This window comes from Coleofasciculus sp. FACHB-712 (genome assembly GCF_014695635.1).
GTDB lineage: Bacteria > Cyanobacteriota > Cyanobacteriia > Cyanobacteriales > FACHB-T130 > FACHB-T130.
Genome location: NZ_JACJOQ010000199.1, coordinates 1 through 14029, shown reverse-complemented (window position 1 = coordinate 14029; position 14029 = coordinate 1). Strand labels below are relative to the sequence as shown.

Genomic DNA, 14029 nt, shown 5'->3' with positions numbered 1-14029 from the left:
TCATAACTCATAATTTTACTTAGCGCACGGCTTTACCGCCTCCCCACTGTTCGCCGAGGATTTTCGGCTGTAGAAGGATATGACCGCCGATCTTAAACAGGTCATCATCTGTGAGATTTCTCATCACCGTATAAATATCGGAACTCTCTATGCTGGGGTGTACTTCAGAGATTGCAGTTTCCCCATCGTAGGTCGTGGGATGATGCATGTAATCCACCAGAGCGGCAATGTTGTCGCGCGGTGGGGTTGCCCCAGCCAAATCGTCCGGACCTAGACCGACGTTAAAATCAGTCTTGGTAACGCCCCCAGCATGGCACGAAGCGCAGGCATAGTTAAATAGGCGTTTGCCTTCGGCGACTTGTTTTAGGTTTAATGTCACCTGCTGTCCTCGATCGTTTAATTTTACGGTGCGAACTTCGTCAGTTAGTTCGACTGCCATTACCTGAGTGACAAGCAATCCGAAGGTGAAAATTACAGTGGCTAAAGCCAGACTTATGTATCGCTTAAGCATGGTTCTCCTTAAGAAATTTGGTGCGAGTTTTTGATCCACAACACAGCTGGACTCAATCTTAGTAAGCCGACCCCTAAGTTGCAGGCTTCTCAACCAATCATCTGGACAAAAAGAAGCAAGCCGATTGCCAAAAAGGAAAATCGACTGTTGGGACTCAGGATAGTTGGTCGGGATTAATTTTACCCTCCGTCCGTGCCCGATCCCTGCTTTTGAGACAGAATCTTAGAAATGATGGCCTTGGCATCCTCCAGAGCCAGACGGCTCTGTTGGGTTTTATAGGCGATTCCCAATTGTTCGCACAGCTTGAAAACCTCCTCTACTGGGAGGTTATAGTCTGCTGCGATTTCGGCAATGGACAGGTCTGCAAAACCCATGATGATTGAGAGAGATTGAACCGCTCTAATATCAATATCATCCCACTCTTGCGGTCGCTTTCCCTTCCCTGTCTAGTTGCTTGGGATCAATCTAGAAACTGGACGCTCGGAGTCGATCGTTTCTGACAGGGGAACGGGGGGCGGTGCAGGGGGGAGAAATTGGTGTAGCCGAATGAGTTGGGCTAGAGTTTTCTTTAACTGAGTGCGGGGCACAATAGCATCTACAAAACCGTGCTGGAGCAAATACTCAGAAGTTTGAAAATCATCGGGGAGCTTTTCTCGCAAGGTTTGTTCGATCACGCGACGCCCTGCAAAGCCAATTGTGGCTTTTGGCTCTGCGAGAATGATGTCTCCCAACATGGCAAAAGAAGCCGTGACACCTCCCGTTGTAGGGTGAGTGAGAACCGGGATATACAGCAGTCTGGCTTCTTGATGACGCTCCAAGGCTCCGGAAATTTTCGCCATTTGCATCAGACTTAACATTCCTTCCTGCATTCTGGCACCGCCGGAGGCACAGACAACCACGACCGGCTTTCTTTCCCAGGTAGCTCGTTCAATCAGGCGGGTAATTTTTTCTCCGACGACAGAACCCATGCTACCGCCCATGAAGCGGAAGTCCATGACACCGAGGGCGACAGGCAAGTTTTCCAATTGCCCCATTCCTGTCTGCACGGCGTCCACCAAGCCAGTTTTGTCTTGAGTTTCTCGCAAGCGATCGCAATATTGTTTGCGATCGCGGAACTTCAACGGATCGGTGGGAAACACCTGTTCATCCAACGGCATCCAGGTATTGGCATCGATCAGCTGGCGGATGCGTTCATCGCTGAACACCCGGTTGTGATGGTTGCACTCCAGGCAAACCATATTGTTTGAGCGGAGGTCTTTGGTATAAGCAAGGACACTACATGCCTCGCACTTTGTCCACAGCCCATCCGCAATCTCACGCTCTTGCCGCTGTTCACTAATTGGCTCTGATTTTCGTCGATTTGCAAACCAATCAAATAGAGACATGAAAACGGTTAATTCCTCTTATTAAAATGATTTTCCTACGCTTTAAGCTTGCTCTTCCTGAATCGGACTCAATAATAGCAGAGCGGCCCACCGATCCTGCGATCGCACCTGTAAGGCAGTAGGACTCCCCGCACCAAAATAAGGTGCCACACCGAGGTCGAGAATCCGACTAGGAATTTGATGAGCCGCTAGCATTTGCTGCATTAATTCAGCTTCCCAGCGAGCGCAATTTGTTTTTAGGGTAATCCAAGACACTGGAATATCTTACAATACGGCAGTATTGCGGTAAATCAGGGCAGGGGGAATGCGTTAATTGAGGGGGAAAAAGAGTTGCAGGTAAGCAGACCAAATCGCCTCACCCCAAAAAGCTGCCAAAAGCGCTCCCAGTGCTAGGAAGGGACCAAACGGCATGGGGCGGTGCCGGTCAAGCCAGCCAAGCGCGATCGCTCCCCCACCGGCAAAGGCTCCCACTACACAAGCCAAAAACCCAGCCAGTAGCAAATTCTTCCAGCCCAACCAGGCTCCCATCATTGCCGCCAGTTTAGCATCTCCTCCACCCATTGCCGCTCGTCCAAAAGCGATCGCTCCCCCAAAAGCAATGATGTCAAACAACCAAATTCCGACTACACCACCCACAATGCCTGACATCAAATGATTTGCACTTTCTGCCCAACTTGCTGCTGGCAGAAAACCGGCGATCGCCTGAAACACTAAACCCAAAATTAATCCGGTTTGAGTGAGTGAATTGGGCAACGTCATTGTGTCTAAATCGATTAGGGATAATGTTAAAAGCCAGCTAAAAAAAGCCCAATATCCTAGCGTTTGCACCGAAATGCCAAACGTCAAGAAAACTAGCAAAAACAGCATCCCTGTTGACGCTTCTACCAGTGGATAGCGCCCGGAAATCTTGCTTCTACAGTGGCGACAGCGCCCTCGTAACCGCAGCCAACCGACAATTGGGACATTTTCACCTTTACCTAGTCGATGCAGACATTGCGGGCAACGAGAAGGGGGCCAAAGAATCGATAAACCTGCTGGCAATCGATAAACTACCACATTGAGAAAACTGCCAATTGAGGCACCCAATGCGAAGACAATCGCAGCAGCAGGCAACGCCATCAAATCATCCATAGCAATTAGTTATCAGTCACGGGTCATGAGTCATGGGTCATTAGTAGTGGGTCATGACTCATGACTAAGGACAATTTAGACTAATCACTAATATATTTCCGACTCAATTTGACTAAAAGGCACAAAACATTCTTGCGGCAACAGAATCGGTTTGCCTGCAAAAATCAGCTTGCCCCGATAGGTATACCGATCGATTGCCACCCCTAGAGGGCGCTGCATACGGTCTGGATGGACTTCCGAGTAAGTCCGATAGATTTGTCGAGCTGCTCTGACGATGCTGGGGTCTAGCAACACGGGGATATCTATCCTTTCCGTCCGATTTTCTAACCGTTGCTGTGAAGCGTAAACCACTCGTCTACCCCTGTTATTTGAGCTAGTCTATAATCTACCCGTGCAATTCCTGCAAACTGCAATAGGTATACCAATTTTTGTTGCAGTTGAGGATGAAATTTTCTTAAGGCTTTTCTAGTGCTTGGATTAATGCATTGCCCATTGCACTGCACCCTAAAAGATTCATCCCCTCAGACATAATGTCACCCGTGCGATCGCCGCGCTCCAGAACTTGCATCACCGCTTGCTCAATTCTGTCGGCAGCAGCAGGCTGGTCTAAGCCGTAGCGCAGCATCATCGCTGCACTCAGAACCTGCGCCAGCGGATTTGCTTTATCTTGCCCAGCGATATCGGGGGCAGAACCGTGGACGGGTTCAAAGACACCGGGGCCAGATGCACCTAAACTGGCAGAAGGTAACATTCCAATACTGCCAGTAAGCATAGCGGCAGCATCAGACAGGATATCACCAAATAGATTACCTGTCACAATTGTGTCGAATTGTTTAGGCCAGCGAAGAAGTTGCATAGCAGCGGCGTCTACATAGAGGTGAGACAATTCCACGTCTGGATATTCTTTCGAAAGAGCAGTTATGCGATCGCGCCACAACTGCGACACTTCCAGCACATTTGATTTATCCACCGAACATAGCTTCCCACTGCGTTTTTGCGCTGTCTCAAAGGCTACTCGCCCAATCCGGTCAATCTCTGATTCCGTATAAGCCATTGTATTGACGCCGCGCTTCTCGCCTGTTTCCGTAGCAAAAACTCCTCTCGGTTCCCCAAAGTAGATACCACCAGTCAATTCGCGCACCACCATGATATCAACGCCCTCGACCACTTCCCGTTTCAAGGACGAAGCATCCACTAACTGGGGTAATATTTTGGCGGGACGCAAATTGGCGAATAAGCCAAGACCAGCCCTGAGTCCTAGTAAACCCGTTTCCGGGCGTTGATGGCGAGGGAGGTTATCCCACTTATAACCGCCAATAGCAGCGAGTAAAACAGCATCGCTATTGCGGCATGTTTCCAACGTTTGGGCGGGTAGCGGTTCTCCCGTAGCGTCAATCGCCGCACCCCCCACAAGGGCTTCTTGAAATTCAAACTGAATCTCAAATTGTTTCCCGACAAGTTTCAACACGTCTACCGCTACTGCCATAATTTCAGGGCCAATGCCATCGCCGGGAAGTAGGGTAATACGGTAGTTCTGCTGTGTCATAGGTTGTTCAAAACTCTTGCGAGTTATTAATCATACAGGGGAAATGTACCTGAAAAACGTTCAGATTCAGTTACAATCTGCCCAGCTAGAGCTAAAGCCCAGCTAGACCTAAATAGGTGCGGGAATACCAGCAATTCCTCTGATTGCTAACTTTCTGCCAAAAAAGAAGGCGGTGAGGGCAGCCAGGAGCGGGATGTCTGAGAAGTTGGTTATAACACCATTCATAATGTAATGGGCAAAGCATTCAGTCAATGCTGCTAACAAGGAGAAATTGCCGCTCGAATCCTTCGTCTCTATAAAATGTCAATACTATTTTTCAGCATTTTATCAGCTCGATATCGGATGATTTATGTGCCATTGTCGAAGTTGATTTAGGACTCGTGTCTTTTACTAACTGGCTTTTGAACCTCTTTTGAATTTATTAAATAGTTGCAAGTAAGAAAGTTCAAGATGAAAGAATAAAATATCTAATGCTGATTCGCAAGCAAATTTATTAAAGATTTTTCCAATAAATAATGTAATGTATTGGAATTGTGAATGTCCAAAAAAACAGTAAGCTTTATTAAATAAAATTAATTAAAATGCTTGCGGAGAATTATTAAAGATTACAGGCGTGCTATTTGAGGATTGGAAGAACAGAGCATCCGAATATTAACGAACGGCATTGACACAGAGCCAAAAGTGCGATCGCTCTTGTAAGAGCCTTCTATGCTTGAAGGTGCTAGCTGAACCAAATAGTAAAATGTCTGATCCCCCTGAAATTATCCTAATTGGGACAAATTAAGGAATTACAAGGCTAATCGGTTCTGCAATCTTGTTTAAATTTCAGAAACGCTCGTGGCAAATGCTGTAGGTAAAGGCTACGCTAGCACTCAAGCAAGCCATCTTACAGTCAACCCTCAGCAGCTATGGCAAAAGAACTGGCAATTCACACTTGTGGACTCACCAAGCAATTCGATCGACATATTGCAGTTAATGATATTGATTTACAGGTAAAAGCTGGTGAAGTCTATGGACTAATTGGACCGAATGGAGCCGGTAAAACAACGTTGCTGCGGATGTTGGCGGCGGCTGAAGAGCCAACGACAGGTGAAATTTATATTAATGGCGATCGCCTGCAACGCGATCACAGCAACCCTACCCTGAAGCGGCGACTCGGCTATCTACCTGATGACTTCCCCCTGTACGACGATTTGACAGTCTGGGACTACCTAGACTATTTTGGGCGTCTCTACCGCTTGCGAGAACCACACCGCAGCCAGCGCCTGCGGGAAGTTTTAGAACTGGTGCAGCTAACGGGTAAGCGCAATAGCATGATTGCCACGCTCTCGCGGGGGATGAAACAGCGCCTGAGTCTGGCGCGGACAATTATTCACGAACCGATTTTGCTGCTGTTGGATGAACCCGTTTCCGGATTAGATCCTCTTGCCAGGATGCAGTTTCGGGAAATCATCAAAGTATTGCAGGAAGCCGGGATGACGATTGTCATTTCGTCACACGTCCTTAGCGACTTAGAGGAACTTTGCACCTCAGTTGGCATCATGGAACTCGGCTTTCTCGTAGAAAGTTCGCCACTCAAGGAACTTCGCCGCCGCCTCAGCCGCCAGCAAATTTTCTTGTCTACGTTGGGTAAGCTAGAGTCACTTGTATCAAAGCTGAGAAACCATCCTTTAGTCGAAGAATTGGAGGTGATGGCGGGACAAGAGCGAGTGCGCCTTTACTTTTCTGGGGGTCAGGAAGATTGTGCTAAGTTGTTGCGATCGCTTGTTGAATCTGGCATTCCTCTGACCGAATTTCATTGCACTCAGGAAGACTTGGAAACCATTTTCCTGAAGCTGGGACACCAGCAAGCATCCTAGGACAGGACTGAGGTATGAAGGACTGAGGACTGAGTTATTAACAATTGCTCCTTCTTAACTCAGCACTAATTTTGATTCTGGAGATTTTTTACTCATGAAAATTAATTGGAGCGACCGGCTGGGAGATTGGAATCCCCAGCTGTTACGAGAAATTAAAGGGCGTCTTAAACCCCGAAATGTATTAATTGCAGTAGCGATCGCGCTGATGGGTCAAATGCTACTGCTGATGAGTTTCGCAACTCAACTGCCAGTTGATACGGGTATGGGCGATATCTACAGTAGATATTGCCTAGACAATCGCCCTGGTTATGGGCAGAAGTGCCTTGTAGATGCCCTTGGCAATTTTGCCATTAACTGGCAGTTGTGGTGGCTAGATGTGTTCGTGTGGCTGAGTGTTATTGGCTTCATGACCGTCTTGGTGGCTGGCACCTATATGCTAATTAGCGACCTATCGCGGGAAGAAAATCGCGGCACGCTGAATTTCATTCGCCTCAGCCCCCAGTCAACAACCAGTATTTTCAGCGGTAAGCTGCTGGGAGTGCCGATTTTACTTTATCTCCTAGCCGGTCTGGCGATTCCTTTGCATTTGTTGGCGGGTCTGTCGGCTGAAATTCCTTTAGTCCTCATTCTGGGCTTTTATGGTGTCGTGGTTGCCAGCGCCGCTTGCATCTACAGCGCCGCCTTACTTTATGGCTTGGTCGCTGGTGGACTCGGTGGATTTCAATCTTGGATTGGCAGTGGCATCGTGCTGATGTTTCTGACCCTCATGACTGGCTTGAGCCTTAACAGCAGCACAATCATCCATAATTCCCCCCTAGATTGGCTGCATCTATTTTCTCCTTCAATTGTTCTGGCATACCTCATTAATGCCAGTTCTCAAGGAAGTGCCTATCAAGCATCATCGGGAATGGTGCAACTGGAAGCATGGAAATGGTTTTACTTACCGCTAGGTACCAGCATCTGGAATGTCATCGGCTTTAGCGTGCTGAACTATGCCGTAGGAACCTTTTGGTTTTGGCAAGGGATGAAGCGTTGCTTTCACAACCCCAGTACGACTCTCCTCAGCAAACGGCAGAGTTACGTGCTGACGGCTTGCTTTGAAGTGGCTGTTCTTGGATTTGCTCTAACCCTACCCAAATGGCGCGCAGGTAATCCAGAATCTATACCAAGCGGACTGTTTGATAATTTTGGTGGTTTCCTGTTGTTAAATTTGCCGCTGTTCTTGTGTCTGATGGCGGCGTTGTCGCCTCACCGGCAAGTTTTGCAGGACTGGGCGCGTTACCGACGGGAGAAAACGTCTTCTCGTGTGAAAAACCTGGTGCAGGATTTAGTTTGGGGAGACAAAAGCCCCTCAGTTGTAGCAGTGGCACTGAATTTGCTGATTGCTTCAACAATCGTGGTGCCCTGGATACTCCTTTGGCCTGCAAGTGCATATAAAGCATCAGCGCTGGCGACCCTTCTGCTGAGTGTCAATTTAATCTTGATTTACGCAGGCGTTGCTCAGCTGATGCTGTTCATGAAGACGCCGAAGCGATCGCTCTGGGCAGCGAGTACAGTCGCTGGATTGATTATATTGCCGCCCATTGTGTTCGGCTTGCTATCAATCTCTCCCGCTAAAGTACCCGGTGTATGGCTGTTTTCCGTCTTCGCCTGGGGTGCTGTAAAAGATGCTGCTGCGACTAGCCTGGGTCTGGCAGTGCTGGGTCAGTGGCTAATGTTCAGCTTGTTGAGTATTCAGACAGCGCGACAGTTACGACAGGCGGGTGAGTCTGCGTCGAAATCGTTGATGTCCAATCGTTCCTCTTTACCCGCTACCGGCTTGTAGAGAAGCGATCGCTCGAATCGAATTCTCGGACACAAACAAACGAATCTAGAAAAACCCGTTTTCGAGGCAGAAAACGGGTTTCTTCTCAAAACTTGCGATCAAGGAAAACAGAGATGAACCTACTTTGGATGGAGCGATTGGGCGATTGGAACCCTCAGTTTCTGCGCGAACTCAAAGGACAACTGAAAACTCGCAAGTTAGCGATCGCTATTAGTGTCTCTTTGATTAGTCAGTTTTTACTGGTCTTGTATTTTTACGAACAACTAAATTTGGATGGAACCTACAGCAGCTTTTGTGTAAGAACCAGTAACTACAACTGCCGTTTGGATGCTGCCGGTCAGATTATCATCGAGTGGCAGCATTGGTGGCAGGCCATATTCAGCATTTTGAATTGGACTTTGCCTTTCATCTTATTACTCGCTGGGGTCTATATGATTATCAGCGACCTTGGTAAAGAAGAGCGTCGAGGCACCCTGAATTTCATTCGATTGAGTCCCCAATCAAGTCAAAGCATTTTGACGGGGAAAATCCTGGGAGTGCCTATTTTACTTTATCTGGGTGTGGCCCTAGCACTACCATTGCATTGCTGGTCTGCGATTAGTGCCGGTGTACCTTTTTACTTTCTGGTGAGTTTTTATTTGCTCTCAGGTGCTAGTTACTATTTCTTCTATAGCGCTGCCTTACTTTATGGATTTTTGAGCGAATTTCAAGCTTCGTCAGCCAGTTTTTTAACCTTTGTATTTGCTTTGCCTTGGCTAAATGTAATTAATTGGTCTGTGTCCCTGGTTACACAGGCCAATTATGATTGGAGCGATTCAGTACTATACTATTGGCAATGGTTTTATATACCGCTCGGTAGTAACTTTTTGTTAGCTGAGACCTTTGCAATTCTAACTTTTAGTTTGTGGACTTACTGGATTTGGCAAGCCTTAAATCGGCGTTTTGCTAATGCCAACGCCACGCTTATCAGCAAAAAACAAAGTTACTGGATGGTCGCTTATTTTGAATTCCTGCTTCTAGGTTTTTGTCTACAAAAGAACCACTTAAATCCGGCACAATTTGCTGAATCTGGATTTCTGTGGGGATTGTTGGTCTTTATGGAAACCGTAAATCTGCTATGGTTCTTGGGTTTAATTGCAGGTTTATCCCCTCACCGTCAGGCATTACAGGATTGGGCGCGTTACCGCCGCGAAAAGGTTTCTAACCGTAAAAGTTTTTGGAAAAGCGACTTAATGCAGGATTTGCTGTGGGGTGAAAAAAGCCCATCACTGGTGGCAGTAGCAGTAAATTTGGGCATTAAAACCGTAATTTGGGGTGCTTGGATTCTGTTTTGGCCTCAAAACAGTGGCAAGATTTCAGCTATTTTAGGTTTGATCTTGAGCCTAAACTGGATCTTGATATTGGCGGGTATCGCTCAGATGCTGCTATTTATGAAAACAGCAAAGCGATCGCTCTGGGCTGGCATAACTGTAATAGCCTTGATTGCATTTCCCCCAATCTTTTTCAGCGTGCTGTCGATGCCATTTTATCAAAGCTCTGGTGTGTGGCTGCTTACCGCCTTTCCGTGGATAGGGGTAAAAGAAGCCTCCGCAATTCCCATTTTTCTGACAATCTTGGGACAGTGGAGCGTTACGACATTGTTAAGCTTACAATTGACGCGGCAGATGCGATTAGCAGGCGCATCTTCCTCCAAAGCAATCTTTGCCAATCGTCCATCAGCACCCGCCCGCTAGAACACTTCAGAGAGGGAGAAATATCGCGACTACTTCTCCCTCTCTTTCCGCTCTAACTCAATCCTCAACCCGACTTTTTGAGCGCCTTTTTCACCAAATCTGGAATTTGAGAAGGGCGCTCTGCTATTGGAATTTTCGCTTGCTTGAAAGCGGCAATTTTTCGGTTTTCAGGTGTCTGTTCGGCGGCAAGTTCAGCCTGTGGAGAAGCGAGCATCGCTTCCTGACGCCAAAAACCAAGTGCATTCCCTGGGCCTAAAAGTTTTTCTTGGGGAAGCAAGCGACCGACAAAATATACAATTACTGGCTTATCAAGTGTAGCAACGATGTATTCTGCTGCCGCCTGTTCATCACTAGAACTGGTATGGCTGATATGGCTGACTAAAACAATGACCTTCGTGTTTTTATCTGCTGCCAAAATTTCCAGCCATTGTACGACAGAAGATCCGACAAATGGCTCGCTGCCAATACTGACAGCAATCGACTGACCATAACCGGCTCGTGTCATTTCCCCGGCTACTTCGTAGGTGAGATTGCCGCTGCGGCTGAGCAGTCCCACCGATCCAGGGCTATAAAATTCAGGTTCATGAGTGCCTAGTAAAACCTTGCCTGGAACAATAATCCCAGCACTGCTGGGACCGACGATGAGAGTTTGAGTCGCCTCTGCCTTTCTGAGCAGCCGAACCATATCCAGGGGAGGTATCCCACCCGTAATCAGAATAATTTGTCGGATACCTGCTGCGATCGCTTCTAGCGCAGCATCAAGCGCCGCGTAAGGTCGTACAAAGATAATGCTAATGTCAACCGCTCCGACCGACTGTATCGCCTGCTCTACCAGGTCGAACACCGGAATGCCATCCAGCGTTTGCCCTCCCTGACCGGCACTGACTCCAGCTACTACCTTCGTGCCGTAAGCTGTCATTCGGGCAGTGTAGGTTGACGCAAGTGGTTCTGCGATGCCTTGTATCAGGATTTTACTGTCTGGCGTTAACTTCATGATCCTTTACCAAAGTCTATTTTCCATGCAACGTTCGTGCGCGAACAGCACATGAGGTCTAATAACAAATGTCGGTATCTAACATCTCCCATACATCTATATCAGGTTGAGATGAGCGAGTCAGGTTGACAGGAGCAAGCCAACGTCCTGAATGTAACTTTAATGCCAAGCAAAGCAGCATGAAAGCTCGACCGCTAAAACAACCTTGCCTCACGATTTGGTGCTGGGAGTCCCGGATCTACTTTTAGCTGCGGCTTTGGCTAGGGAAATCGCTTGCTCAACAGCGTCATCCAGATTATCACTCCAGTGTACGGGCATCGTCGCTAGAGGCTCTTGGCTTTTGTCGAGTTCGCCACCTGCTAAGCGGACAACAAATTGGGGAAGCAGGGTGAGAAATTCTGGTCTGCGATCGCCGATCCGGGTGCGAGAGTCCTTGGGGCTGGGTGTACTAACCCGTCGAGTCATTCGCTGCGGATGCTCTGTCATTTCATTAACTTTTCGTTGCAGATATGAATCAATCACTGCAACGACTTCCTGACTCGCTGCGGTATTGCCCAAAATATTAACCAGCAATACTTTAATATTTTTATTTTGAGTGAGACGCTCCAGCGCTTGTTCGAGCTGTTCTCTCCAAGATGCGGGTGTCAAATTTCCACTCGCCTCCTCACCCACAATTAGGCAAAGTCTCGGCTTGCCGCCAGCGCTGTAAACCAAATCTACCATTGCCATCGCCAAGCTGGTGCCGTTACAGAGAATCCCAATATTACCATCTCGATTCAGCCAGTTCTGAATGGGTAGAAACTTACCGGGATCGATGTCTGTAGGCGTTTCCTTCGCGATATCGGACTGAGGCATTTTTGCCGCTAGAGAAGCCAAAGCGGGATGCCGTCTGAGAGCAGCATCATTGACTGTAATTTTGCCATCTAAAGCCATCAATTCGCCTGTAGGACTTACACCCAGGGGATTGATTTCCACTCCATCTAAATCGTTTTGGACAAACAGATGGTACATCTTTTCGATAACGGTGCTAACTGACTGGATCAAGGAACCTTGGAGTCCCATTTTCAGAGTCAGATGGCGGGCATAAAAAGAGGAAAATTCTTGGTCAACAACTACTTGCTGAAGAAGCTCCATCACCGCTTCCAAGTTCATGCCTCCTTGTGAGGAACCTAGCAGCACCGGGCGACGAAGGTCGTAGTCTAGGGTGACGGCTAGATAAAATTCACGAGTGGCATCGTATTTTGCTTCTGCTAGAAGCACTTGGGGATATTCACCCAGAATCGGTAAATTAAAAATCGTCCGTGCTGCCGCGATCGCATCGATCGTATTTTCTGCAAATCGAATTCCACCCGCTCTACCCCGTCCACCAGCACGCACCTGCGATTTTAGGACAACCGGGTAAGGAATTTGCAAACCCTTGAGGTCTCTGGAATTATCAATTCGTTGAGAAGGCAAAACGGGAATGCCCATCTCCCGAAATAATTCTTTAGCTTGATATTCTAGTAAATCCATGAATGGCAATTTAAGGATGAGGGATGGGGAATGGGGAATGGTAATTGAGAAAAAAGGGATTCGTTATTCGGCAGTCGCAGCAAACCAAAGACGAATGGCTAACGATAATGACGAGTGACAATTACCCAATCCCGATTACCCCTGTTTCTGACGACTTTGCCAGTCTTTGGCGACTTTATCAATTCCATAGAAACGCTGCCAAAAGGCATCAACCGCCCTGGTAGGCAACACTTTGTTCATTAAAAACAGTAGAATATCTCCCCCAGTAGCAGCCACGTAGCGGGGACGAGGGTGACGGTCGGTGAGCGATCGCACAACCACTTTAGCAACCCGTTCGGAAGTCCAAGCTCGACTACTGGTTCGTTCCTCTAGTCCTTCTAGCCGCTCAAAAGCAGCCCGGTAAGGTGTATCTTGTGGAGTTGATATCGCTTGCTCAACCCGTTGCGCTGCTACCGCGAAAAACTCCGTACTGACTGGGCCTGGTTCAATCACGCTGACTTTGATATTGAATGGAGCCAGTTCCATCCGAAGTGCATCGCTAATTCCTTCCAAAGCAAATTTAGAGGAACTATATAACCCTCCAAAGGGAAACGCAAGCCGTCCGCCTAGAGAACTAATATTAACGATCCGTCCACCCCCTTGGTCCCGCATTCCTGGAATTAAAGCTTGAATTAAGGCAAGCGGGCCGAGTAAATTGACCTGAAACTGCCGCTGCACCGCCTCAAATGGAATCAACTCTACTGGTCCCATCTGTCCATATCCGGCATTATTGACCAAGGCATCCACGCGCCCAAAATGGTCGATCGTTTTAGTTGCCAAAGCTTTAGCCTGCTCAACTTGAGAGATATCGGTGGGAACAACCAGCACATCAGCACCCGCTTTGCGGCAGAAAGTTGCGACTTCCTCCAATTTTTCCTGGTTTCGAGCTGCTAAGACGAGCCGGATTCCCAACGACTGAGTCGCTAAAACTTGCGCCAGAGCAGCGCCAATCCCAGTAGAAGCTCCTGTAATTAGGATGACTTGTTCAGATAGCGGTGGAGTATCGATCTTCATAACTTGAGTTCAGTAGGCTAACACCTTAGCCGCGTGCCCGTACAGTTGTTAATGGTAAGCCCTAGCATTGCAAGCAATAGCCAATTCGCTGTAGCCAAGACAAATTTTTAGATTTTTGATTAGATTTTTTAATTATTGCAAGCACTACTGATGCGATTCCTCTGCTTGAAAGTAGAAAATTGAGCAAGCTTTTTAGCTGTCCTGCCTCAAAATGGAAGAAAGTGAAACGGAGGGTGTTGCTGGATGGAAACAGTAGCCCGCGAAAGCGAATTAGAGGTACTGGGGCGAATTCTACAAAATCGCCTTTACTCGGCATTACCGGAGAAGGTTCCCTTTCAAGTTCGGTGTGCCTTACCGCAGGAAGCGTTAATTATTTTGACGCAACACCCAGCGGATTTTCTGCCTGACCCGCAACGAACCTTTAGAACGTTAGAGCAAACTCTCAAAAGTCTGCAACCGGAATTTGCCCGTCAAGTCCAG

Annotated in this window: 13 protein-coding genes and 1 pseudogene; 4 read left to right on the top strand and 10 right to left on the bottom strand. The window is 47.7% G+C overall.

All coding sequences use genetic code 11. The features are described 5' to 3' along the window. Positions 1 to 19: 19 nt before the first annotated feature. From psbV to leuB, 7 genes are all read right to left on the bottom strand, one after another. On the bottom strand, positions 20 to 511 hold the full coding sequence (gene psbV, locus H6F50_RS05660) for a photosystem II cytochrome c-550 (RefSeq protein WP_190414289.1): 492 nt from the start codon (positions 509 to 511) through the stop codon (positions 20 to 22). 179 nt (positions 512 to 690) lie between these two features. Then, positions 691 to 885 carry a translation initiation factor IF-2 N-terminal domain-containing protein gene (locus H6F50_RS05655; protein ID WP_190414291.1) on the bottom strand — a complete coding sequence of 65 codons (195 nt, stop codon included), beginning with the start codon at positions 883 to 885 and terminating at the stop codon, positions 691 to 693. Between the two features lie 72 nt (positions 886 to 957). Beyond that, complete coding sequence (gene accD, locus H6F50_RS05650; protein WP_190414293.1) at positions 958 to 1896, bottom strand: acetyl-CoA carboxylase, carboxyltransferase subunit beta; 939 nt, start codon at positions 1894 to 1896, stop codon at positions 958 to 960. A 42-nt stretch (positions 1897 to 1938) separates the two neighbouring features. Then, on the bottom strand, positions 1939 to 2151 hold the full coding sequence (locus H6F50_RS05645; protein ID WP_190414294.1) for a hypothetical protein: 213 nt from the start codon (positions 2149 to 2151) through the stop codon (positions 1939 to 1941). Positions 2152 to 2205: 54 nt separating this feature from the next. Further along, positions 2206 to 3027, bottom strand: a complete 822-nt coding sequence (locus H6F50_RS05640; RefSeq protein ID WP_190427275.1) for an A24 family peptidase — start codon at positions 3025 to 3027, stop codon at positions 2206 to 2208. A gap of 87 nt (positions 3028 to 3114) precedes the next feature. After that, on the bottom strand, positions 3115 to 3378 hold the full coding sequence (locus H6F50_RS05635) for a hypothetical protein (RefSeq protein WP_190414298.1): 264 nt from the start codon (positions 3376 to 3378) through the stop codon (positions 3115 to 3117). Between the two features lie 103 nt (positions 3379 to 3481). Next, positions 3482 to 4573, bottom strand: coding sequence for a 3-isopropylmalate dehydrogenase (gene leuB / locus H6F50_RS05630; RefSeq protein WP_190427273.1), 1092 nt, complete (start codon positions 4571 to 4573; stop codon positions 3482 to 3484). Positions 4574 to 5481: 908 nt separating this feature from the next. Here leuB and H6F50_RS05625 point away from each other — a divergent pair. The 3 genes from H6F50_RS05625 to H6F50_RS05615 all read left to right on the top strand — a co-directional run bounded on the left by H6F50_RS05625 (position 5482) and on the right by H6F50_RS05615 (position 9990). Then, positions 5482 to 6432: an ABC transporter ATP-binding protein gene (locus H6F50_RS05625; protein ID WP_190427271.1), complete on the top strand. Its 951-nt coding sequence runs from the start codon at positions 5482 to 5484 to the stop codon at positions 6430 to 6432. Positions 6433 to 6526: 94 nt separating this feature from the next. Continuing rightward, entirely contained in the window at positions 6527 to 8257 is a 1731-nt protein-coding gene (locus H6F50_RS05620) for an ABC transporter permease (protein WP_190427269.1), read from the top strand. Positions 8258 to 8370: 113 nt separating this feature from the next. Then, a complete protein-coding gene (locus H6F50_RS05615) occupies positions 8371 to 9990 on the top strand; it encodes a hypothetical protein (RefSeq protein WP_190427267.1) in 1620 nt (539 codons plus the stop codon). A 64-nt stretch (positions 9991 to 10054) separates the two neighbouring features. On the opposite strand, the gene H6F50_RS05610 is transcribed toward H6F50_RS05615, so the two are convergent. The 3 genes from H6F50_RS05610 to H6F50_RS05600 all read right to left on the bottom strand — a co-directional run bounded on the left by H6F50_RS05610 (position 10055) and on the right by H6F50_RS05600 (position 13549). After that, positions 10055 to 10984 (bottom strand): CoA-binding protein, encoded by a 930-nt coding sequence (locus H6F50_RS05610; protein WP_190427265.1) that lies wholly within the window; start codon positions 10982 to 10984, stop codon positions 10055 to 10057. 210 nt (positions 10985 to 11194) lie between these two features. After that, a complete protein-coding gene (locus H6F50_RS05605; protein WP_190427262.1) occupies positions 11195 to 12496 on the bottom strand; it encodes an ATP-grasp domain-containing protein in 1302 nt (433 codons plus the stop codon). 135 nt (positions 12497 to 12631) lie between these two features. Further along, positions 12632 to 13549, bottom strand: a complete 918-nt coding sequence (locus tag H6F50_RS05600) for an SDR family oxidoreductase (protein WP_190427258.1) — start codon at positions 13547 to 13549, stop codon at positions 12632 to 12634. A 243-nt stretch (positions 13550 to 13792) separates the two neighbouring features. Between H6F50_RS05600 and H6F50_RS05595 the strand changes: the two are divergent. Beyond that, a pseudogene (locus H6F50_RS05595) lies at positions 13793 to 14029 on the top strand (hypothetical protein); the annotation flags it as partial.